This window comes from Streptomyces sp. NPDC005955 (genome assembly GCF_042871255.1).
Classification (GTDB): domain Bacteria; phylum Actinomycetota; class Actinomycetes; order Streptomycetales; family Streptomycetaceae; genus Streptomyces.
Genome location: NZ_JBIAIF010000016.1, coordinates 48530 through 68598 on the forward strand (window position 1 = coordinate 48530; position 20069 = coordinate 68598).

Annotated in this window: 17 protein-coding genes; 4 read left to right on the forward strand and 13 right to left on the reverse strand. The window is 73.2% G+C overall.

Translation table 11 applies throughout. The features are described 5' to 3' along the window. Positions 1 to 182 precede the first annotated feature (182 nt). The 4 genes from ACFYOU_RS29345 to ACFYOU_RS29360 form a co-directional block, all read right to left on the reverse strand. Entirely contained in the window at positions 183 to 356 is a 174-nt protein-coding gene (locus tag ACFYOU_RS29345; protein WP_387007502.1) for a hypothetical protein, read from the reverse strand. Between the two features lie 468 nt (positions 357 to 824). Then, the gene (locus tag ACFYOU_RS29350) at positions 825 to 2288 is read right to left on the reverse strand and encodes an SDR family NAD(P)-dependent oxidoreductase (RefSeq protein ID WP_389764493.1); all 1464 of its coding nucleotides are present in this window, start codon (positions 2286 to 2288) and stop codon (positions 825 to 827) included. A 154-nt stretch (positions 2289 to 2442) separates the two neighbouring features. Further along, positions 2443 to 3762, reverse strand: coding sequence for a wax ester/triacylglycerol synthase family O-acyltransferase (locus tag ACFYOU_RS29355; protein WP_391309767.1), 1320 nt, complete (start codon positions 3760 to 3762; stop codon positions 2443 to 2445). Positions 3763 to 3896: 134 nt separating this feature from the next. Further along, on the reverse strand, positions 3897 to 6266 hold the full coding sequence (locus ACFYOU_RS29360; RefSeq protein ID WP_391309769.1) for a GH92 family glycosyl hydrolase: 2370 nt from the start codon (positions 6264 to 6266) through the stop codon (positions 3897 to 3899). A 451-nt stretch (positions 6267 to 6717) separates the two neighbouring features. On the opposite strand from ACFYOU_RS29360, the gene ACFYOU_RS29365 reads away from it, so the two are divergent. Then, complete coding sequence (locus tag ACFYOU_RS29365) at positions 6718 to 7851, forward strand: DMT family transporter (RefSeq protein ID WP_391309771.1); 1134 nt, start codon at positions 6718 to 6720, stop codon at positions 7849 to 7851. A 46-nt stretch (positions 7852 to 7897) separates the two neighbouring features. On the opposite strand, the gene ACFYOU_RS29370 is transcribed toward ACFYOU_RS29365, so the two are convergent. Both ACFYOU_RS29370 and ACFYOU_RS29375 read right to left on the reverse strand, forming a co-directional pair. Then, the gene (locus ACFYOU_RS29370) at positions 7898 to 9223 is read right to left on the reverse strand and encodes a transglycosylase family protein (RefSeq protein WP_391309773.1); all 1326 of its coding nucleotides are present in this window, start codon (positions 9221 to 9223) and stop codon (positions 7898 to 7900) included. A 149-nt stretch (positions 9224 to 9372) separates the two neighbouring features. Then, positions 9373 to 10347, reverse strand: a complete 975-nt coding sequence (locus ACFYOU_RS29375) for an acetylxylan esterase (RefSeq protein ID WP_391309775.1) — start codon at positions 10345 to 10347, stop codon at positions 9373 to 9375. A 99-nt stretch (positions 10348 to 10446) separates the two neighbouring features. Between ACFYOU_RS29375 and gndA the strand changes: the two genes are divergently transcribed. Beyond that, a complete protein-coding gene (gene gndA / locus ACFYOU_RS29380) occupies positions 10447 to 11889 on the forward strand; it encodes an NADP-dependent phosphogluconate dehydrogenase (RefSeq protein WP_391309777.1) in 1443 nt (480 codons plus the stop codon). Positions 11890 to 12409: 520 nt separating this feature from the next. Here the strand turns inward: gndA and ACFYOU_RS29385 are convergent. Both ACFYOU_RS29385 and ACFYOU_RS29390 read right to left on the reverse strand, forming a co-directional pair. Next, complete coding sequence (locus ACFYOU_RS29385) at positions 12410 to 12643, reverse strand: hypothetical protein (RefSeq protein ID WP_389764480.1); 234 nt, start codon at positions 12641 to 12643, stop codon at positions 12410 to 12412. Between the two features lie 33 nt (positions 12644 to 12676). Next, positions 12677 to 13354, reverse strand: coding sequence for a TNT domain-containing protein (locus ACFYOU_RS29390; RefSeq protein ID WP_389764478.1), 678 nt, complete (start codon positions 13352 to 13354; stop codon positions 12677 to 12679). Between the two features lie 259 nt (positions 13355 to 13613). Between ACFYOU_RS29390 and ACFYOU_RS29395 the strand changes: the two genes are divergently transcribed. Together ACFYOU_RS29395 and ACFYOU_RS29400 are read left to right on the forward strand one after the other, a co-directional pair. Next, complete coding sequence (locus ACFYOU_RS29395) at positions 13614 to 13853, forward strand: DUF5133 domain-containing protein (RefSeq protein WP_391309780.1); 240 nt, start codon at positions 13614 to 13616, stop codon at positions 13851 to 13853. Between the two features lie 8 nt (positions 13854 to 13861). Beyond that, a complete protein-coding gene (locus ACFYOU_RS29400; RefSeq protein WP_391309782.1) occupies positions 13862 to 14395 on the forward strand; it encodes an ATP-binding protein in 534 nt (177 codons plus the stop codon). A gap of 24 nt (positions 14396 to 14419) precedes the next feature. Here the strand turns inward: ACFYOU_RS29400 and ACFYOU_RS29405 are convergent, their stop codons facing one another. The 5 genes from ACFYOU_RS29405 to ACFYOU_RS29425 all read right to left on the reverse strand — a co-directional run bounded on the left by ACFYOU_RS29405 (position 14420) and on the right by ACFYOU_RS29425 (position 19861). Continuing rightward, positions 14420 to 14764 (reverse strand): GNAT family N-acetyltransferase, encoded by a 345-nt coding sequence (locus ACFYOU_RS29405; RefSeq protein ID WP_391309784.1) that lies wholly within the window; start codon positions 14762 to 14764, stop codon positions 14420 to 14422. Positions 14765 to 14941: 177 nt separating this feature from the next. Further along, the gene (gene panD, locus ACFYOU_RS29410; RefSeq protein WP_391309786.1) at positions 14942 to 15370 is read right to left on the reverse strand and encodes an aspartate 1-decarboxylase; all 429 of its coding nucleotides are present in this window, start codon (positions 15368 to 15370) and stop codon (positions 14942 to 14944) included. Positions 15371 to 15471: 101 nt separating this feature from the next. Continuing rightward, the gene (locus ACFYOU_RS29415) at positions 15472 to 16674 is read right to left on the reverse strand and encodes an SMI1/KNR4 family protein (protein ID WP_391309789.1); all 1203 of its coding nucleotides are present in this window, start codon (positions 16672 to 16674) and stop codon (positions 15472 to 15474) included. 174 nt (positions 16675 to 16848) lie between these two features. Beyond that, on the reverse strand, positions 16849 to 18354 hold the full coding sequence (locus ACFYOU_RS29420) for a DUF6056 family protein (RefSeq protein WP_391309791.1): 1506 nt from the start codon (positions 18352 to 18354) through the stop codon (positions 16849 to 16851). 67 nt (positions 18355 to 18421) lie between these two features. Continuing rightward, positions 18422 to 19861 carry a glycosyltransferase gene (locus ACFYOU_RS29425; protein ID WP_391309793.1) on the reverse strand — a complete coding sequence of 480 codons (1440 nt, stop codon included), beginning with the start codon at positions 19859 to 19861 and terminating at the stop codon, positions 18422 to 18424. Positions 19862 to 20069 lie beyond the last annotated feature (208 nt).

The window sequence follows — 20069 nt, forward strand, 5'->3', positions numbered from 1 at the left end:
GGGTTCCCCGGGGGCGGGGCGCGGGGGGAGCGGGGGGCCGGCTGGCCCCGCAGACACGTCTGGGACTGCCGGCCGCCCCCCCGCGGGGTCGGCCGGGGCGGGGCCGCCCGCGGGGGGTCGGCGCGGGCGCACGGCCCCGGACGTGAGGTGCCCGACTCCGGTGCGGTTGCCGCTGGTGCGCGTCAGTCGACGCTGGGCAGGATGTGCGGCTCGGCGAGGTCGTCCTCGTACCCGGCGAGCCTGATCGGCGCCGAACGGGACCACACCTCCAGGCTGCCGAGCGTGTCGGGCCCTCGGCGGGGGGCCCGCTCAGCGGGTTCCGGGGGTTGGTCGCTGGTGGTCTTCTCTGGTGTCACCGCGCACTCCTTCTGTGTCGGGTCACCCTCCGGGTCGGCTGGCTCCACGCTGTCAGCGGGCGCCCGGCGGCCGGTCGGGCATGGCTAGAGGGCAGTTCGGACGCGGTGGCGCCGGCAACTCGCTGAGGAGCGGACCGTGTGAGTGGTACGCCCCGGGACGGACCATGGGTACGGGTACGAACCCCTTGGTGCTGTCCGTCCGCTACAGCCTAACCATCTGAGCGGGCAGCTGCTCTATAGGGCCGGTAACAAATAGGGGCGTCTCAGGGGGGTGTCGACGCCATCCGGCCATGATCCACGGGCGGGCGGCCGGCCTTCGCCCACCAGCGGCGACGACGCCCGCCCGCACCCCGGGTCGACGAACGGCTGCCCGCACCCCAGGGGGGTGCGGGCAGCTGGGCCGTCCGGGTGAGGCGGGGTACGCGGTGCGGCGACCGGGACCGGAGGGTCAGGCGGGCCGCGGCGGGATCACCACTTGCCCGGCGCGTAGTCCTTCATGAAGACCCCGTACAGGTCCTCGCCCGCCTCGCCGCGCACGATCGGGTCGTACACCCGTGCCGCGCCGTCCACGAGGTCCAGGGGTGCGTGGAACCCGGCGTCGGCGAGCCGGATCTTGTCCGGGTGCGGACGCTCGTCGGTGATCCAGCCGGTGTCGACGGCCGTCATCAGGATGCGGTCCTGCTCGAACATCTCCTCGGCGCTGGTGCGGGTGAGCATGTTGAGCGCGGCCTTGGCCATGTTGGTGTGCGGGTGCCCGGCGCCCTTGTAGCCGCGGTTGAAGACGCCTTCCATCGCCGACACGTTGACGATGTAGGCACGACGCGCGCCGGCCGCGACGGCGGCGGTCATCGCCGGGCGCAGCCTGCTGATCAGGATGAACGGCGCGGTGGAGTTGCAGAGTTGGACCTCCAGCAGCTCCACGGGGTCCACCTCGTCGACGGTCTGCACCCAGCTGTTGCTGGCGTGCAGGTCGGGGACGAGCCCGCCCGCGTCGATCGCGGTCCCCGCGGCGATGCGCTCCAGGGACGCCGAGCCGGAGACCAGGGCGAGCTCGGTGACGTCCTGCGCGGACAGCCCGCCTTCACGGGCGGCGGGCAGCGCGGCCACGGCTCCCGACCCGAACCCGCCGATGATCTCGGCGGCGGGCAGTTCGCCCGCCGGCAGCGGCGCCGACTCGGCGGCCAGCAGTTCGCCGTAGGCCTGCGGGGAGCGGCGGACCGTCTGGGCGGCGTTGTTGACCAGGATGTCGAGGGGGCCCGCTGCGCTCACCGAGTCGGCGAGGGCCACCACCTGGGCGGGGTCCCGCAGGTCGATGCCGACGATCTTGAGTCGGTGCATCCAGTCGTCGCTGTCGGGCATGGCCTTGAAGCGGCGGATCGCGTCGTTGGGGAACCGGGTGGTGACGGTGGTGTGGGCACCGTCCCGGAGCAACCGCAGGGCGATGTACATGCCGATCTTGGCACGTCCGCCGGTGAGCAGGGCCCGCTTGCCGGTCAGATCGGTCCCCGCGTCGCGCTTGGCCCGGTTGGTGGCGGCGCAGTCGCGGCAGAGCTGGTGGTAGAACGCGTCGACCTCGACGTAGCGGGTCTTGCAGGTGTAGCAGGACCGGGGGCGCTGGAGTATCCCCGCGAGCTCGCCGGAGGCACTGCCGGAGGGCAGGATGCCCTGGGTCTCGTCGTCGATGCGCTCGGCGGAGCCCGTGGCGGTGGCCTCGGTGACCGTCTTGTCGTGAGCGGTCTTCGCGGCCCTGCGCTCCTGGCGGCGGCGCTGCTTCACGGTGCGGTAGATGCCGGCGGTGGCCCGGCGCACGGTGATCGCGTCGGGGTGGTCGACGTCCAACTCGTCGAGCTCTTCGAGCACGCTCAGGCACACGGCGAGCCGTTCCGGGTCGATGCCCGGACCGTAGATGGGAAGGTCCTCTGTCGCCGTCATGCCGATCCTCGTGCCGCTCGTGCCGCCGTGGCCCGGGGGTCGGCCGGGCTGGGGTGGGTGGTCGTCCGAAAGCGGAACTTTACGTGAGGGGCCCGCCTGCACGCCAAACCACGGCCCCGGGCTCGGGTTCGGAGCGGGAGCTTGCTGCGAGCGCTCAGACCGCGGTGGCCTCGCGCAGCGACGAGAGTTCGGCGCCGAAGGCGGCGGCGAGGGCGTCCAGGTCGGGGACGGCGAGGGCGTCGGCGACCAGCCCGATGTGCACCCCGCCCCGGTAGGTGGAGACGGCGACCGCGACGGACTGGCCGTGGGCGAGGGGGGCGAGCGGGTAGACCTCCGTGAGGGGGCAGCCCCCGAGGCGGAGGCCGAGGCTGGGCAGCGGCACGCTGGTGACGAGGATGTCGAAGAGGAGCCGGGCGGCCTGCGCGACGACGGGCCCGCCGACCCGGTGACCGAGTGCGGGCAGGTGGTCGGCGAGCAGCGCCACGGCCCCGGCACCCCGCTGGGGACCCGCCTCCTTGTTGCGGTCCATGGCGGTGCGCACGGCCCGCAGCCGCGCCAGCGGGTCGCCTTCGTCGACCGGCAGCCGCAGGAGGTAGCCGGAGAGCCGGTTGCCGTGGGGGTGCCCGGTGCGGGAGCGGCGCCGGGAGACGGGTACCAGCGCCCGTGGCCGTACCCGGTCGTCGCCGTCGCCACGGCCGTCGAGCCAGCGCCGCAGGGCCCCCGCGACGAGGGCGAGCACCACGTCGTTGACGGTGCCGCCGGCGGTCTTGCGGATCCGGTGGACGTCGTCGAGGTCGAGGAGCGCCCCGGCCGTCCGGCGGGTGCCGGTGGGGCGGGCGGTGAGCGCGGGAGAGGAGCGCACGTCCCAGGTGGCGCGGGCGACGGCGGCGCCGATGTCCAGGGCGCGGGTCAGCTCGGCGGCGGCGCCCCACAGGCGCTCGGCCAGTGGTGCCGCTCCGGCCGCGGGCGCAGGGCGCGGTCCCGGGCCGGTGGCCCGGGGCGGGCGTTCCTCGGTGGTGGGGTCCATCATCCCGGCGGCGAGGGTGAGGGCGCGCATCCCGTCGGCGAGTGCGTGGTGGAACTTGAAGAGCACGGCGAAGGAGGAGTCGTCCGCGGCGGAGGGGAGGACCAGGGCCTCCCACGGCGGCTTCGTCCGGTCCAGGGGCCGGCCCATGGCGTGTCCGGCGGCCGGGTGGAAGTCGGGCACGGGGTCCGCGAGACGGACGTGTTCCGCCGGGTCGAAGTGGGCGGACGGTTCACGCGCGGCTCCGCCGAGGGGAACGGTCACGTCCCGGATCCGCATCCGCAGTCCGGGGACGGCCGCGGCGCGGGTGGCGAGCAGTTCCGCCGCGTGCCGGGCGGCGCCGGGGGCGCCCTCGGCGAAGACTCCGAGGGCGCCCATGTGCATGGGGTGGCGGGCCGACTCCATGTTCCAGAAGGCCAGGTCGAGGGGTGCAAGCGGGTCGGTGCCCATGCTCTGCTCTCGCGTGGGAGACGGGGGTACGCAGTCAAGCGCCGCGGTCCACCCCGGTCAAGCACGGTCACCCCGTACACGGGAGGCAGCGCGGGAAGTCCCCCCGTCCGGGAGGCGACGGCCCGCCAGCCGGCTCAGCGGCGGGCGTCGCCCGGGTCCAGCGGCGGCGGCGCGGCGTCCTTCCCGGTGCCCCAGGTGGAGGGCGCGTCGCCGACCGCGAACGACAGGTCGCGCGCTCCGCGGAGGGTGTCGGTGGTCAGATGGGTGTGCGGGTGGGGCGTGCCGTCCAGGGTGGCGGCGCGGATGTAACGCCGGTCCGGGGTGACTCCGGGGGCCCGGATGCTGAAGCCGCCCTTCGGGTAGTAGCGGCGGTCCAGGGCGAGGTCGACGCGCGGGAACACCGGGGTGGACAGGCCCCACACGTCGGTGCCCGGGCGCACCGGGTAGAGGCCGAGGGCGGACAGGACGTGCCAGGCGGACATCGTGCCGAGGTCGTCGTTGCCGGTCATCCCGGTGGGTTCGTCGGTGAACAGGGTGAGTGCCGCGTGCACCACGTCGGTGGTCTGCCAGGGCCGACCGGTGGCGAGGTAGGTGTAGGGGGCGATGAGGTCGGGTTCGTTCTGCGGGTTGTACCGGTCGGCGTGGTAGTAGGCGTACGGCCCGTTGACCCACACCTCGCGGGCGGTGCGGGCGGGGTCTGCGAGCAGTTGCTCGTAGGCGAAGAAGGTGTCGAGGCGGGCGTTGGTCCGCTCGCGCCCGCCGAGGAGGTCGATCAGGCCGGGGAGGTCCTGCGGAACGAGCCACTGGTACTGCCAGGAGGTGCCTTCGTGGAAGCCGACGCTGTGGGCCGGGTCGGCGGGTCCGGTGAAGGCCCCGGCGCCGTCCCGGGCGCGGAAGAAGCCGGTGGCGGGGTCGAGCAGGGTGCGGTAGGCGCGGGAGCGGGCGGCGTAGCGGCGGGCGTCCTCGTGGTGGCCGAGGTCACGGGCCATCTCGGCGAGCGCCGCGTCGGCGAGGGCGTACTCCAGGGTGGCCGACGCCCCGTGGTCGTAGTCCGAGTCACCGGGTTTGGCGTGCGGGCGACCGTGCAGGTAGGGGGCGTACCCGTGTTCCAGGTAGGCGGCGTTGGCCTCCCTGCCGACCGCCGGGGAGTCGGCGGGCGGTACGCCGTCGGCGTTGCGTTTCAACGCCCGGTACGTCTCCTCCTCGTGGCCCTCCAGGAGTCCCTGTTGGTAGGCGTTGGTGAGGAACGGGGTGACCGGGTCGCCGGTCATGATGTTCGTCTCGACCGTTCCGTAGCCCCATTTGGGGAGCCATCCGCTGTCCTTGCCGATCTGGAGGACCGAGCGGGCCATGTCCCGTGACTCGCGGGGTGCGAGGAGGGCGAGGAGTTGCGCCTGGGTGCGGTAGGTGTCCCACAGGGACCAGTTCTGGTAGTAGGTGAAGCCCTTCGCCCGGTGGACGCGTTGGTCCCAGCCGCGGTAGCGGCCGTCGGTGTCGCTGCCGAGGTTCGGCGCCAGGAAGGACCGGTAGAGGGAGGAGTAGAACGTGCGGCGCGCCTCGGGGTCGCCGCCGTGGACGCGCACGTCGTCGAGGCGGTCCGCCCAGGCGGCGTGCGCGGCGCGGCGCACGCGGTCGAAGGAACGGCCGCCCTCGGCGCGCAGGTTGCGGGCGGCTCCCGGGGCGTCCACGTAGGACAGGGCGGTGGTGGCCTCGACGGTGCGGTCGCCCCGGGTGTCGAAGCGGAGCCAGGCACCGCTGCGGCCGGTGGTGGCGGTCGCGGTGGTCGTGCCTTCGGTGACGGCGGCGCCGCGCCAGGTGCCGTGGGTGGTGAAGGGACGGTCGAAGCGGGTGAGGGTGTGGACCGTGTACGGCTCGGTGGCCTGGCAGAAGCCGCTGCCCGTGATGCTGGTGCGGACGGTGCGGTCGTCCAGGACCTCGACCTCGCTGGCGCGGTTGCGGTGCAGTGCCTGACCGGCGTTGAGCAGGACGTTGGCCTTGGCCGTGGCGGGGAAGGTGTAGCGCTGGACGCCGGTGCGGGCGGTGGCGGTGAGTTCGGCGCGGATGCCGCTGTCGAGGTCGGCCCGGTAGTAGCCGGGGGTGGCGCGCTCGTCGGCGTGGTCGAAGGGGACGGCGTACTTGGCGTTGTCCGTCTCGGTGACGTCTCCGGTGGTCGGCAGGACCGGTAGGTCGCCCCCGATGCGACAGCCCACCCCGGACAGGTGCACGGTGGAGAAGCCGCGGATGTGGGTGTCGGCGTGGTCGTAGCCGGTGTTGTGGCCGGTGTCGGGGGAGAGTTGGACCATGCCGAAGGGCACGGCGGCGCCGGGGTAGGTGTTGCCCTCGTTGGTGGTGCCGATGAACGGGTTCACCAGGTCGGTCGGGTGCTGCGCGGGCGGGGCCGGCGCAGCGGTGCCGGGCGGGGCGGTGAACCCGCCGGCGATCAGGGCGAGTGCCGTCACCGCGACCGCGCAGCGCGGGAGGTGCGGACGCCGGGTCCGTGGCATGGGGGACCTCCGGGAGGGGTGGTGTCGCCGCTGTCGCCGTGCGGGTGCGGAGGCGACGGGCGGACCTCGTGCGTACGGCGGTGCCCGGGGCCGGGGTGGTGGACGGCGGGTCAGCGGGGGCTCATTCTTGGCAGCGGGAACGGGGTGGTCAAGGCGCCGTGCGGGTGGGCACGTGCTGTCCCCCGTACGGCCGTTGCCCTACGGACCGCGGTGCCCGCGGGCCGTCCCCCCTGGGGAGGACGGCCGGGGACCGACCCGCGTCCACCCTGGGGACGACTACGGGCGGAGTTCCCTAAGGGGACTACTCCATCGGCAGTAGGACGGATTGCGTGCTCAGGTACGACGACGTGACGACCGATGAGCGGGATGCTGGAACCATGACATCCCACCCACCGCCGCGCCGGGCGCGCCGCACCCCGCGTAGGGCCCTCCGTACTGCCGGGAGACGCGCATGAGCGGCTTCGTCCTCGCGGTGGTGCTCTGCCTCGTGTCTGCGGTGGCGTACGCGGGTGGGGCGATCGTCCAGGAGCGGGTGGCGGCGAACGCCCCGGACCGTGTCCTCGCGGCGCTGCGGCGTCCTGCGTGGTGGGGTGCGGTCGGGCTCAACGGCGTCGGAGCGGTGCTCCACGTGATCGCGCTCGCTTACGGACCGCTCAGTCTGGTGCAGCCGTTGGGCGCCCTGACCATCGTGTTCGCGCTGCCGATGGCCGCCTACTTCGTGCGCCGCAAGGCGGGGGCGGCGGCCTGGCGCGGGGCGCTGATGGCGACCGTCGGCCTGGCCGGTCTGTTGTCGCTGATGGGCGCAGCCGACGACCAGTCCATGGACGGTCGGGAACGCGTGGTGCTGGCGCTGGTGACCGCGGGCGTGCTGGTGACCTTGACGGTGGCGGGTCGGGCGGCGCACCGGCATCCGGCGGTGCGCAGCGTGTTGCTGGCCGGTGGCGCCGGTGTGGCGTTCGGGATCGGATCGGTGTTCACCAAGGCCGTCGCCGTGGACTGGGCGGGCCGTTCGCCCTCGGTGGACGCCATGAGTCTCGTGGTGATCGCGGTGATGGCGACGGCGGGCATGTTCCTGTCCCAGTCGTCGTACCGGGGCGCGGGGCTGGCGGCGCCGTTGTCGACCGTCACGGTGGTGAACCCGGTGGTGGCCACCGCGGTGGGGCTGACGTTGTTCGGCGAGACGTTCCGTTACGGGGCGACGGGGACCCTGCTCGCCCTCGGCTGCGGTGTGGTCGCGGCGGGCGGTCTGATCCTGTTGACGACCGAGCGCATCGGACGCGAGCAGCAGGCGGGTGCGTCGGTGACCGCGGACGAGGAGTCGGACACCACGGGCACCGGGGCGGGCGACCGGTCGGACGACGAGGTGGGCACGGGCGTGCTGCCGGCCGGGGCGGTCCCGGGGCCGCTGACGATTCCCTCCGGGGTGTCGGGCGTGCCCTCGCAGCGCCTGGGGGTGGCGGGGCACCGCGAGCCGGAGTTGCCGGGCGAGTTGCGCGGGTCGCGCGAGTCGGGGGCGGGGCCGCGTTCGGTGCGGGACCACCCGGAGTACCGGATCCGTCTGCTGCGGGACCGGGTCGGAACGTAGGTCCGGGGTCGGCCCCGGCGGTGGGTGCCGCCGGGGCCGGTCGACGTCAGATGCGGACGCCGCCCGCGCGCAGGTAGGCCACCGGGTCGATGTCCGTGCCGAAGCCGGGTCCCGTGCGGATCTCGAAGTGCAGGTGGGGCCCGGTGCTGTTGCCGGTGTTGCCCGAACGCCCTATGCGCTGCCCGCTCACCACGCTCTGACCGGACCGGACGGAGATCGCGGAGAGGTGGGCGTACTGGCTGTACCGACCGTCCGTGTGACGGACGATCACCTGGTAGCCGTACGATCCGGCCCACCCGGCGGACACCACCTGGCCGTTGGCCACGGATCTGACCGAGGTCCCGGTGGGCACCGGGAAGTCGATGCCCGTGTGGTAGCCCTTCGACCAGTGCCGGCCGGCCACCCGGTACCCCGTGCCGGTGTCGGCGGCGACCGGGGCGGTGAGCTGGCCGGAGGAGCGGCGGTCGTCGCCGCGGGTGGCCGAGGCGGGTTGGCGGCGTTCGGGAGTGTCCTTCTTCTTGGGTTTCGCGGTGGCCGAATCTCGACCGCTCTTCTCCGGCGCGGCGGACGGTTTCTTGGCGGCGGGCTTGTCGGCCGTGGGCTTCTTCGCCACCGGCTTTTTGGCGACGGGCTTCTTGGCGACGGGCTTCTTCGCCTGCGGTTCGGCGGCCCGGTCGGCGGGCCGGTCGCGCTCCTTGGGGGCGGTGCGTGCCTTGGGGTCCAGGGCGAGCCGTTGACCGGGGATGATCAGATCGGGGTCGTCGCCTATGGTCGCCCGGTTCCCCTGGTAGAGGCGCTGCCAGCCACCGGGGACCCGGCGTTCGGCGGCGATGCCGGAGAGCGAGTCGCCGGTGACGACGGTGTACATCTTCGCCTTGCCCGCGCGGGACTGCGGGGTGGTCTCCGGCTTGGCGTCCCGTGCGTCACCGCGGGCCGACCGGTCGGGCAGCGCCTTCTGCCGCCCGGCCGTGGGGTTGACGTCGGGTGCGTCGCCGCCGCGGGTGAGGCCCGCGCGCACCGAGCAGTTGGGCCAGGCACCGGGGCCCTGCCCCTTGAGCACCCGCTCGGCGATGGCGATCTGCTGGTCCTTGGTGGCCAGGTCGGCGCGGGGCGCGTAGGCCCGGCCGCCGTACTCCTCCCAGGTGGACTGGGTGAACTGGAGGCCGCCGAAGTAGCCGTTGCCGGTGTTGGTGTTCCAGTCACCGCTGGACTCGCAGGCCGCGACCTTGTTCCAGGTGCTGGCGTCCGCCGCGTGGGCGAGGTCGGCGCCGATGAGCGGCAGGGCGAATCCGGCGCCGCCGACGGTGAGGGTCAGAGAGGTCCGGTTGATCCGCTTCGGCTGGACCCTGCGGTGTCGGCCACGCACGGCCATTTGCGCCCCCTTGTTGTCCTACGGGGTCGGCCCCCGAGGCATCAGGATTCGCCAAACTATGTGCTACCCGACCGGCCGGACAAGAGGGTAATCAGTCGCTCACCGACCGCCCGGCCGGCCCCGGTGCGTCCCGGGGCCGACACGGTCCGCTATCCCTTCAAGTGCTCCGACACCCATCGCAGTTGGACACCCTGCTGATAGGGGCCGCCGCCCTCGTGACCGTTGAAGGAGTACACCTCCATGGAGCGCTCCCTGCCCGCGTAGGCGTTGAACGCGGCGAACACCGTGGACGGCGGGCACACTTCGTCCTCCAGTGCCGTGGAGAAGAGGGCCGGCGCCCGGCCGCGGGCCGCGAAGTGCACCCCGTCGAAGTAGGACAGGGTGTGGAAGACCCGCTCCTCTCCCCCGCGACGCGCCTTCAGGTACGCAGCGATCTCGCGGTACGGAAGGCGGTCGGTGAGGGTGGCGCCCCTGCGGAAGTGGCACAGGAACGGCACGTCGGGGGCGATGGCCGCCAGGTCCGGCACCAGACCGCCGACGGCGAGCGTGATCCCGCCGCCCTGGCTGCCGCCGACGGCGGCGACCCGGTCCGCGGCGACCAACGGGTGGCTGCGGACCGCGTCGACGGCCCGGACCGCGTCGGTGAACACCCTGCGGTAGTAGTAGTCCCTGGGGTCCTCGACGCCCCGGGTCATGAAGCCGGGGTGCGAGGGCGGGGAGCCGACCGGGTCCGGCGTGTCGCCCTGCCGGTCCCCGTCGCAGCCCTGCCCCCGGGTGTCCATGACGAAGTGGGCGAACCCGGCGGTCGCCCACAGCAGGTGCTCGTGCGGCAGTCCGCGGCCGTCGCCGTAGCCGAGGTACTGGACGACCGCCGGTATCGGCCCGGTCGTGCCGGCGGGCAGCACGAGCCATCCCTTGACGGGGTGTCCGCCGAAGCCCGCGAACGTCACGTCGAAGACCTCGACGCCGACGAGCGCCGCGTCGACCGGCACGAAACGGGCGTCGACGTCGTGCTCACGGGCCTCGCCCAGGGTCTGCTGCCAGAAGGCGTCGAAGTCCTCCGGCTCCGACAGATCGGGGCGGTAGGTGCGCAACTCGGGAAGGGCCAGATCGAAATGTGCCACGGATGTTCCTTTTCGTACAGGTTGCCGGCGCCCCACCCTACGGGCGAGCGCAATACTGATCATCACGACCTACACCATCCGAATCCAGGAGCCTCAGGAATGACCACCCAAGCTCAGATCGGTGTCACGGGCCTCGCCGTGATGGGACGCAACCTCGCTCGCAACTTCGCCCGCAACGGCTACACCGTCGCCCTGCACAACCGCACCGCCGCGCGCACCCACGACCTCGTCAGGCAGTTCGGCGAGGAGGGCATCTTCGTGCCCGCGGAGAGCGCCGAGGACTTCGTCGCCGCCCTGGAACGCCCGCGCCGTCTGGTGATCATGGTGAAGGCGGGGGAGCCGACGGACGCCGTGATCCAGGAGTTCGCCCCGCTGCTGGAACCGGGGGACACCATCATCGACGGGGGCAACGCGCACTTCGCGGACACCCGGCGCCGCGAACGGGAACTGCGCGAGCAGGGACTGCACTTCGTCGGCGCCGGCATCTCCGGCGGCGAGGAGGGCGCGCTCCACGGGCCGAGCATCATGCCCGGCGGCCCGGCCGAGTCGTACGCGTCGCTCGGGCCGATGCTGGAGAAGATCTCCGCGAAGGCGAAGGACGGCGCCCCCTGTGTGACGCACATCGGGCCGGACGGCTCCGGACACTTCGTCAAGATGGTGCACAACGGCATCGAGTACGCCGACATGCAGCTCATCGCCGAGGCGTACCAGCTGTTGCGCGACGTCGCGGGGTACTCCCCCGCGCGGATCGCGGAGATCTTCCGCGAGTGGAACACCGGCCGGCTGGACTCGTACCTCATCGAGATCACCGCCGAGGTCCTCTCCCACGTGGACGCGGCGACCGGGAAGCCGTTCGTGGACGTCGTCCGGGACAGCGCCGAGCAGAAGGGCACCGGCCGCTGGACCGTCCAGATCGCCCTCGACCTCGGGGTTCCGGTGTCGGGCATCGCGGAGGCCGTGTTCGCGCGGTCCGTGTCCGGCCACACGGACCTGCGGGACGCCTCCCGGTCACTGCCGGGGCCGACGGCCCGGCCCCTCGACGAGGCGCAGGCCGCGGCGTTCGCCGGGCAGGTGGAGCAGGCGCTGTACGCGTCGAAGATCGTCTCGTACACCCAGGGCTTCCACGAGATCGCCGCGGGCAGCGCCGAGTACGACTGGAACATCGACCTGGGCGCGGTGGCGTCGATCTGGCGGGGCGGCTGCATCATCCGGGCGGCGTTCCTGGACCGCATCCGGGCCGCGTACGACGCACGGCCCGAGCTGCCGAGCCTGCTCTCGGACGAGGGCTTCGCCAAGGAGATCGGCGCGGCGCAGGACGACTGGCGGGCGGTGCTGGTCGCCGCGACGCAGCAGGGCGTTCCCACGCCCGGTTTCTCGGCGGCGCTCGCGTACTACGACGCGTTGCGCGCGGAGCGGCTGCCGGCGGCGCTGACCCAGGGGCAGCGGGACTTCTTCGGGGCGCACACCTACCGGCGCACGGATCGGGACGGCTCGTTCCACACCCTGTGGGGCGGGGACCGTTCGGAGGTGTCCACCGACTAGCCTGCCGGCCGAACGGGCCCCGGAACCGGTGCGCGACCGGTTCCGGGGCCCGTGGGCCGCGCCCCCGTCGAACTCGTTGCTACCCGCTCGACGGTCTGGTGATCACGTACGGCGTTCCCGTCGTCCCGGGGCGCCGACGCGGACCGGTGGCGGTCGTTCGACCCTCCACGCCCCGGCCCGCGGTGCCCGTCACGCTCAGGAGGCGGGTCCCGGTTGCGGGGTCGGCTCGGGGCCGGGGGGCTCGGGGACCGGCGACGGGGAGGGCACGGGTTCGGGGGCGGGCGGGGACGGCGGGCGGGGGCCCGGGGGCGTGGGGACCGGGTCGGTCGGCGGGGGCTGCGGACGGTCGGGGCCCGGCAGCGGGCCGGGGGTCGGTCCGGGCGGCACGGGGGTGGGGAAGGGATGGGTCATCAGGGGCCTCCGTTGGTCGCGGTCGACTGCTGGACTCCTCCCCCGGCTACCCGCTCCCCCACCCGGGAGTCCCCCGCGCTCACCCCGAGGGGGGACGCCCACCGGCGCCTCAGCCGAGCAGGCGCCGTAGCGCGGCGCACGCGGCCGCCTCGGTGGTGTGGTGGGTGACCACCTCGTACCTGCCGCGTTCGTAGACCCCGGTCTCCCACCCGCCGTCCGACGAGCGGCGCAGGAACAGGAAGTCGGTGGGGACGGGGACCGGCTCGTGGGCGTCCTCGATGCGGTAGTAGCCGTCGGGGACGCCCGCGGCGACGAGCTCGCGGTGCAACGCGTAGCGGTTCACCGGGTCACCCGACCGGTGGCGTCCCCCGAGGGGTCAGCGGGCGGCCGGGGTGAGGTAGCCATGGTCCAGGAGCCACTTGACGTTCAGGCGCTGACCCTGGCCCGGGTCGAGGAAGACGGGGTCGAGCTTGATCTGCTGGCCGCCGCCGGGCTGCTCGAACCACGGGGCGATGCCGCCCTTCCACACCCAGAAGGGCTTGGCCACCTTGTAGACGCGGTAGTCGCAGGGGACGGCGGCGTCCCGGGTGTTGAGGCTCTGCGGCGGCAACGCCCGCTTGGCGTAGGCGTCACCCGCCGGAGCGAGGTAGGAGCCGTACTCGGAGCCGAAGCGGTCGAGGCGCTGGCCCTTGCGCAGCTTCGCCGGTTCCTTGTCGAGCTGCCCGTTGACCTCGGCGAATCCGTCGTTGGGCGGGTACTTCCAACCACCGGTGTCGGCGGGGCCCTCCCAGTACTTCTTCAGGAAGTCCTGGGAGTCGAGCTGGCCGGTGCGCTGCCAGCCCTTGAGGAGCGGGCCGACCGGCTTGTCGCGTTTGGCCGGGAGGTGTTCGGGGCCGAGCCGGGCATCGCCCTCGTACGCGCCGGTGCAGGGCGCGGCCGTGGGGGCGGCGGGGGAGCCCGCGGCGGTGGGTGCGGGGGCGGCATGGGCGGCGGGCGCCGCCGCCGCGGTCGCCGCGACACCGAGTGCGGCCAGGACGGTACGGACGCGGTTCACTCAGACATCTCCTCGGGTGGTGATCATCCGAGCGCACAGCTTACGCACCGCGTTCGCACGAGCGCGATGCGTATCGCCCACCTGGTCAGTGTCGGATCAGGAAGGGACCCCCCGTTCGGCGGGGGCGACGTGGAGTCGCCCACGGCCCGGTGACCGGTCGGCGAGCGGGGACGGTACGTCATCCGAGGAGCAGCGGCGCGGGAAGGTGTGGAGTCGATCGGACGGGACACAAGCGGGAGGACCGTAAGGAGTTCATCCCGTGCACCCATCGTCACCCGAGGTCCTTCGCGACCTGCTCACCCGGTACGCGACCCTGCGCATCGCCGTCGCCGAACAGGACGGCCCGGCGCGGCGCCGGGCGTTGGAGGAGGTCTCCCGTGCCCTGTGCCGGGTGACCCGCACCGACGACCCGCGGGACGCGGTCGCCGCGGCGGACACCGCACTCGCGCGGAGCTGCTGCGGCGCGCACGCCCCGTCGGCCGTGCGTCGGGCGGCCTGAGCCGCCCCGTGGCCGAGCCGTTCGCGTCCGCCGCGCCGCGCACCTCGGCCGGTGCCGCGGTCGCCCGAGGGGCGGGCACCGGCGGCGAGAGCCTGCCGGCGTCCGACGGTGGAGCGGGTGCCGCCCGAGCCGGGCACCCCGTGGTCACGGGGTGCCCGGCAACCGCGGGCGAGGCCCGTCGTCTGGTGCTGGCCCTGGTGGGCGGACACGCACCGGGCGCCCGGCCGGACGGACCCGCCGTCCTGGACGAACCCGCCGTCATCGACCTGCTGTTGGTGACTTCCGAACTCGTCACCAACGCCCTCACGCACGGCGGCGGGGTGACGAGCTTCGAAGCGGCCGTGGTGCCCGACGGCGTGCGGCTGACCGTGTGCGACCGCAGCGAGGCACTGCCCGCCGCCCGCGGCCGGGGCGGGTTCCCCCGACCGCACCTGGGCGGCGGTTACGGGTGGCCGCTGATCGTCCGGCTGGCACGGGAGATCAGCGTGACCCGGCTCCCCGAGGGCGGCAAGGCCGTCCGCGCCCTCGTGCCGACGCGCTGATCCGCCGGACCGGTTCGGTACCCGTCACCACTGTTCGGGATGGGCGGCGACGTACCGCTTGGCGGCCCGCAGGAGTTCCGGATCGGCGACGGGCGCCTCCTCGGGGTGGCGGGCGGCCCACTTCACGACGTACGGGCACAGCGGGGCGACCGGTACGCCCTCGCGCGCGGCGAGGGCGTACAGCTCACGGGCGAGGGACCCGGCGATGCCCCGGCCCTCGAACTCCGGCCGCACCACGGTGTGCACGGGGACCAGGGCGGGACCCGGTTCGGCCAGGACGAAGTAGGCGATGTGACCGGCGAGTTCGCCGTCCGCGTGGGCTTCCAGCCGGCCCGCCGCGCGGTCGTCCCTGATCTCCGTGTCGGTCATGGTGTTCCCGTTCCTCCGGTCTGCTCGTCGATCCGGGACCGCTGGTACGGGTCCGGACGTTCCCCAGGGTGCGGCACCCGGTGACGACTGGGCCGTCCCCTGCGGTGCCGGTGTGACGATACGGGCCCGGGTGCCCGGCCCGGCGTCGGGCTCGCCCCGGCGGGCGCGTTCGTCCCCTCAGGCGGACGCGGGCACCGCGGTGTGCGGGGCCCGCCGGGTGTCGCCGCCGGGTGCGGGTGCGGAGGGGTCGGCGCCGAGCTCGACGATCCGGTTGCCCTCGTCGACGTGGACCACCCGGGGACGCAGCGCCCTGGCCTCGGCGTCCTCCACCTGGGCGTAGCTGATGACGATCACCAGGTCGCCGGGGTGCACCAGGTGGGCCGCCGCGCCGTTGATCCCGATGACGCCGGTGCCCCGCTCGCCCTCGATGACGTACGTCTCCAGACGGGCGCCGTTGGTGATGTCGACGATGTGGACGAGTTCACCGGGCAGCAGGTCAGCGGCGTCCAGGAGGTCCGCGTCGATCGTCACGGAACCGACGTAGTGCAGGTCAGCCTGGGTGACGGTCGCCCGGTGGATCTTGGACTTGAACATGGTGCGCAGCATCGGGGTACTCCTGGGGCTAGGCTCCCTGCCTGCGTTTGTGCAGGTCAAGGGCGGTTTACCTACCCTACAACGAGTGGCGTGTCCGGGCGGCGTCGCCCAGCTCACCCGTGGGCGAGGTCGTCCCAGGGCTGGAAGCCGGCGAACTCGACGGGGTCGTCGTCCTCGTCCGGGGCGGCGAACCCCTGCGTGACCAGCGTGCCGCGCTGCCAGGCGAGGAGCGTGTCGATCAGGCCGCCCTCCAGCGGCGGGCCCTGGTCCGCGTGGCGCGGCCAGACGATCAGCGGCCAGGTTCCGGGATCCGCGCCCGTGGTGAGCCAACCGAGGTGGTCGCCGTCGATGGAGTCGGCGAAGGGGAGGAAGCCGCCGGGCTCGGGCCAGACGGCCAGTGGGTACCACTGCGCGTGCCCCTCCTTGAGCTGCCGGTAGGCGTCCGCCGTGTCCTCGACGTGGGTGAGGAAACGCCCCTCGCCGGTGGTCCCCAGCGGGGCGGGGAACCGCAGCCACCCGCTCCAGGTGCCGGCGCCGTACTCGTCCATCAGCCGTACGTACTCCCCGGGCAGTCGCGTGCCCAACTCGGCGAACAGCACCTCCCAGGAGCCGTCGCCGAGGTACGGCCGCTCGGGCGGTGGCGACAGCAGCCGCAACGCGTCCGGCCCGGTGCCGGTCTCCAGCGCGACCCGGCGCTCGGCCCCGGTGAGTCGGGGCGGGACCGGGGCGGGCGGGGTCCACGGCTCGGCGTCGGGAAGGAAGGCCGTCCGTGCGACGGTGCCCGGCAGCGGGCCCAACAGCGGGCCGGGAGGAGAGGGTAGGTCCCAGGTGTCGCGGACGGCGTGCCGCAGGAAGCCGGTAAGCGTGAGGGCGTACCGGTGCCACCGGAGCAGGCCGCTGCCCGGCACCGCCCCCGAGTGCCGCACCACCACGGTCCACTCGTCGGGGTCATCGGAGGTCGAGGTGTCCCAGAACAGCAGGTCGCTGCCCCGCGTGCAGCCCCAGGCCAACAGGCCGCCGGGCTCGGGGTGGAGCACGATCCGCTCGGTCTCGGGCAGTTCCCGCGCCTCGATCCGGGCCTCCCGGTGCGTCGCGCGCAGCCACTCGCCGTAGTCGAAGCGGTCCCGCTGGACGCACGGCACGTGCACCCACACGTATGCGCCGAGGTCCAGCGGCCCGTACCGGTCGGCGAGCCGCTTGTAGTCGGCCGGCAGCCGCAGTCCGAGCCAGTCCTCGACGGCCGCCCAGTCGACGGGGACGGCGAGGGGCGGGCGCTGGGCGCAGGGAGTGGTGAACGTGCCCGTGTCCGATGTCAATTGATGCCCTTCCCCCGCGCGCCGTGTGTCGACCGATTGTTCCGTCTGCGCCGGTCGGGCGGAAATCCGGGGGCGGCGGGGGTGCCGCAGGTCGATCGGACGCACCGCACCGGAGCCGGGCGGACGCCGATCGGTGCGGCGTCGTCCGGTGCCGCGCGGTCGGCGCCGGAGCACTCACTGCCAGGGGAACCGCTTGGCGGGGGTGATGCGCTCCAGCTGGTAGTACCTCGCCACGCAGCCGCTGGGCCAGGCCCGTCGTCCGCCCCGTCCGAAGGGCTCCGTCATCTTGCTGATCGACGTGGGGCGGTAGGGCAGTTCGTGGGCGCCGCGCTGCGCCTGGGCGTGCAGCCAGCGGTCCTGGCGGTCCCAGTTCCGGGCCCGCACCCGCATGGTGTCCTCCAGCTGGTGGAGGGGCAGGGCGAGCGCCAGGCACACCAGGCCGCACAGGGCGGCACTGGCCACCGTCACCGGTGCGGGGCGCCGCACCCGCCGGCGCAGCCGATGTCCCAGGAGCACGCCGATGCCGAGGAGCAGCACGAGGTAGAGGAACAGGAAGTCGTTCCACACCCGGGTGGACGTGACCGTGCCGGGTCCGAAGACGGGATAGACGGCGAGGACGCAGAGGTAGCCGGCGAGGAGGAAGGCGAGGACGCCCGCGCCGATCAGGGCGAGGTGTCTCCCCAGGGGGGTGGTGCTGCCGCCCGCCTTCGTGGCGAGCACGCCCAGCAGCACGCCGGCGGCGACCGCTCCCCCGTAGGTCCAGGTGGTGAGGACGGTTTCGAGGATGTGGGCGAAGCTCTTCGCGGCTCCAGTCAGGGCTTCGGGAGCGAACATGGACGCCAGCCCCGCGTTGCGTCCTTCACGTCGGTTGCGCGACCCCGGGGACGTGACGAGCACGAGGGTCCCGATCACGGTTCCTGCGGTTCCCGCGAGACACCACAGGCGTACGTAGCTCCGCTGGGGTCGGGGGACGATCCGGCGGCTGAGCAGCAACACGCCCACCAGGACGACCAGGACGACCACGGTGGTCTCCTCCGAGAGGGTGCCGATGACGACGCCGGTCAGGAGGGCGGTGCCGAGGGCGACGGCCTTCCCCGCGCGGGAGCGCGCTCGGAGCAACGGGATCGCGGCCGCAGTGGCCAGCACCGGCGCCAGGGTGTGGGAGACGGAGGCCGCCGGCCAGTAGAACGTCTTGTAGGTGTTGGGAGAGGCGAACAGGAAGAGGACCGTCACCATGGACGCCACCAGGAGCGGAACCCCCCGGGGGACGGTCACGCCGGCCCTGCGCACCGCCGCGGCGGTCACGGCCCAGAGCACGCCCAGTACCAGGAGGCCGCTGATCAGGGCGAACCACTGGTGTCCGGGAACGCCGAACCGCGCGTAGGCCCAGACGAGCAGGGCGTTCGCCACCCGTCCGTTGTCGCGGACGTAGAACTTCTCGACCATCCCCGGGAGACCGTCGTCGCGCACCACGGGCAGGAAGCACCAGTCGTCGCCGCTGGGGCGTACCCACCGTCCGACCCACATGGCCGCGGCGAGCAGGCCCAGGGGCACCAGGGAGCAGACCGTGGCCCAGTGTTGCCTCCACAGGCGCACGGACCGCGTGCGTTGCTCCCGGGGCGCCCCTTGCGTCTTGTTCGACTGCGGGGGACCGACCGTTCCGGAGCCGTCGATGACCATGCGCGGTGTTGCCCTTCGTCCGTCCTTCGGGGTGCGCCGATCCCCAGTCCGGGGGTGACCGTTCTCCTCAGACGGTGTCGGACTCGTCCGCCGGCCGTCGAAGACCGCCGCCGCGCACCTCGTACGGCGCCGGCGCCGGCGCCCCGGAGGTGATGGCCCACCGGGCGAGCAGGAAGGACAGCGGTGTGACGAGGACTCCCGCGGCCAGGGCGGCGATGTTCTCGTCCATGCCCAGGTGGCCGACGGCGAGGTAGAGGAGACCACCGGCCGCCAGGAGGCCGGCGACGCTCGACAGCGGGTAGCGGACGAACGCGTGCCACGTCGGTCTGGTCCGGCAGGTGATGTACGAGTTCAGGAGGAACGAGCCCACCACGCTCACCGCGTACCCCAGCACGTGCGCGGCCAGGTAGGGGAGCCATCGGTTCAGCGACATGTAGACGACCAGGTAGACGGCCGTATTGACGAAACCGATCGCGACGAAGAGCAGGAACTGACGTACCACCCGTCGAGTCCCTTCGGGTATCGCGGACACCACGCCGGTCACGTCGGGCACCCGCTCCTCGGGCGGGGACGCCCCGCGGGCCGCGTCCGTTTCCCGGACCACGTAGTGCGGACGCTTCTTCGTCTCGTGGTAGATGCGCCCCACGTACTCGCCGATGATCCCGAGGGTCACCAACTGGATTCCGCTGAGCGCGACGACGGCCGTCAGCAACGTGGCGTAGCCGGGGACCGAGGCCCCGTCCAGGGCGACCTTCGTCAGGGTCCACAGGGCGTAGGCGAGGGCCGAGAGGAAGATCCACAGGCCGGTGTGGATGGCGAGGCGCAGCGGACGGCTGTTGAAGGAGATGAGTCCGTCGATGCCGTAGTTGAGCAGCCGCCGGCCTCCCCACTTCGACGTGCCCGCGGCGCGCCGACAGTTGTGGTAGGTGAAGCTGACCGTGTCGAAGCCGATCCAGGAGAAGATCCCCTTGGAGAACCGGTTGTTCTCGGGCAGCGACAGCACGCTCTCCACCGCGCGCCGCGACAGCAGCCGGAAGTCGCCCGCCCCGTCGACCACGTCGACGTCCATGCAGTGGCGGACCAGCCGGTAGTAGGCCCGGCTGAGGGCGGCGCGCAGGACGCCTTCGCCGCTGCGGTCGCGCTGGGCCACCACCTGGTCGAAGCCCTGCCGGTGCAGTGCGAACATGCGGGGCAGGAGTGCCGGTGGGTGCTGGAGGTCGGCGTCCATCATGACGACGGCGCGTCCCCGGGCCATGCGCAGACCGGCGAGGAGCGCGGCCTCCTTGCCGAAGTTGCGGCTGAAGGCCGTGTAGTGGACGCGCGGGTCGACGGCGGCGATCCCGCTCAGCAGGGAGCGGGTGCCGTCGCTGCTGCCGTCGTCCACGTAGCACACCTCGAACGTCTCCCGGGTGGGCTCGACGGCCGAGAGCAAGGTGGTGTGGAACGCCTCGATGACTTCGGACTCGTTGAAGCAGGGCACCACGACGGAGATTTGCGGAGTAGTCACCGGGCACGATCTCTCTGGGGTAGCGAATGGACCACAGCCGTACGTTCGGGGAGCCTCCCTGGGGCCGCTGCACCGATTCCTCCGCACCGGCTTCCTCCGTCCCAGGCCATGCACGGGAATCACGACGGAACGCGTGCGTGTGTCTCCCCTCTGATGCCTATCACCCCTTCCCGGGCCCGGCCGTGTCATTGGTTCGCACGGGTGAGTG